This is a genomic window from Peribacillus sp. (assembly GCF_059453735.1).
This window is the reverse complement of record NZ_JAZVJO010000402.1, coordinates 1-1,522: the sequence shown is the minus strand read 5'-3', so window position 1 is coordinate 1,522 and position 1,522 is coordinate 1. Positions and strand designations below refer to the sequence as shown.

The 1,522-nt window shown below is 36.8% G+C and carries 1 protein-coding gene and 1 pseudogene; one reads left to right on the top strand and one right to left on the bottom strand.

Going from position 1 to position 1,522, the window contains the following annotated elements:
- Positions 1–649 precede the first annotated feature (649 nt).
- On the bottom strand, positions 650–898 hold the full coding sequence (locus tag AC52RT_RS13365) for a ferredoxin (RefSeq protein WP_040374472.1): 249 nt from the start codon (positions 896–898) through the stop codon (positions 650–652).
- 289 nt (positions 899–1,187) lie between these two features.
- Between AC52RT_RS13365 and AC52RT_RS13360 the strand changes: the two are divergent.
- A pseudogene (locus AC52RT_RS13360) lies at positions 1,188–1,522 on the top strand (YpbB family protein); the annotation flags it as partial.

Below are 1,522 nucleotides of genomic sequence, written 5' to 3'. Positions count from 1 at the left end.
TGAACGTTGATTTCCACTTCAGTCACTCGCTTTCCGCGGGCGGTCGGGAAGCCTCCTCGGCTTTCGCCTGCGGGGTCTCACCTAGACACGCTTATCCCGCAGGAGTCTCGTACCTTCCGTTCCAATAACTTTGTTTTACCTTTTAGATATACTCGAGTCACTTTGTTTAAAAATAGAAGGAGTAAAACTTAGGTGATGAGGATGCTTTCTAAACATGATTCTATTCAGCGAGACCTATTTTGGTTTGCAAAATGAAGGCTGCCATTGACTTCACTTTCATTTATGACTTGGGAAGGAAATGTATTCAGAGGTAGACGCCAAATTCTATAGGGAATCGGAATTTTTCCTGCGCTTATCAAGGCAACTAAGTCTCTAATAAGTAATGTTTTCCATCTTTAACATTCTATCTGCTGTCAGATTATTTGTGTTCTACTTAATAATCTTTTGATTCTTCTTGTTCGAACGTTATCGGAAAGAGTTATCTTCGTAGGGAAGCACGTGTTTCCTTTTGAACGTCTGATTTAATTCCAAATTAAATATAGAAAGACTGTTGATTGGAGCGGAAAGCGAAACGCCTGGAAAGGAAATCAACAATCCCATTAAAAAAAATTAAAAATCCATCTTCCAAAGGAAGATGGATTTTTAATGACTATTCAAATTTAAGTGCATCTCCATCAAATGCTTCATCTGCTACTTTAATGGAATCTGTTGGACAACCTTCAAATGCATCCATCATGTCATCTATGAGAACGTCTGGAATTTCAACAATTCCTTCATTATCATCCAGTGTTACATAAGCTATACCTTCATCATCATAATCATAAATGTCTGGCGCAGAAGCTCCGCATGCACCGCAGGCAATGCACGTTTCTTTGTCAACGATTGTATATTTTGCCATGAATAAAGACCTCCCGATATGTTTTATCTCTGGCTTCCTTTGCCACGAAAACCATATACTCTTATCTATTGTAAAACTGATATAGTAACTTTTCAATATAAATATACCTGAGAATCTTTATCAAATAAGAAAAGTCAATAGAAATTGTTACGTAGAATCTATTTTTTTGAATTGTCAGTCAGGGGCGACACTATATTTTTAGTACGCTTATGTTTATAATACCATGAATGAAAGGCATTTTGTTACAATAGGACAGTAGGTTCAAATCATTTTGCGGCGGGGGATAAGAATGCTGACGTATTTCGAAATTATTGTTTTATATGGAGTAAAGGTTTTTGATGGCGAACGTTCAATTTATGCTATTTATCATATGCTTAAGGGAAAAAAATCGTCACAAACAATTGAGGATGCACATTTGTTTGGTTTAAGCCCTTTATTTGGAACGCTTCCGAGTATTGTAAGAAAAGATCTCGAGCAAACGATTACCCGCTTTGCTAGAGAAAAATATATAAAAAAACTACCTCGAGAGGACCGTTACCAAATCACTGCTTCGGGAAACGGACATTTATTAGAATCATTTACACATTTCCCGTTACCAAAAGATCTGAATGGAATAAAGTTTCG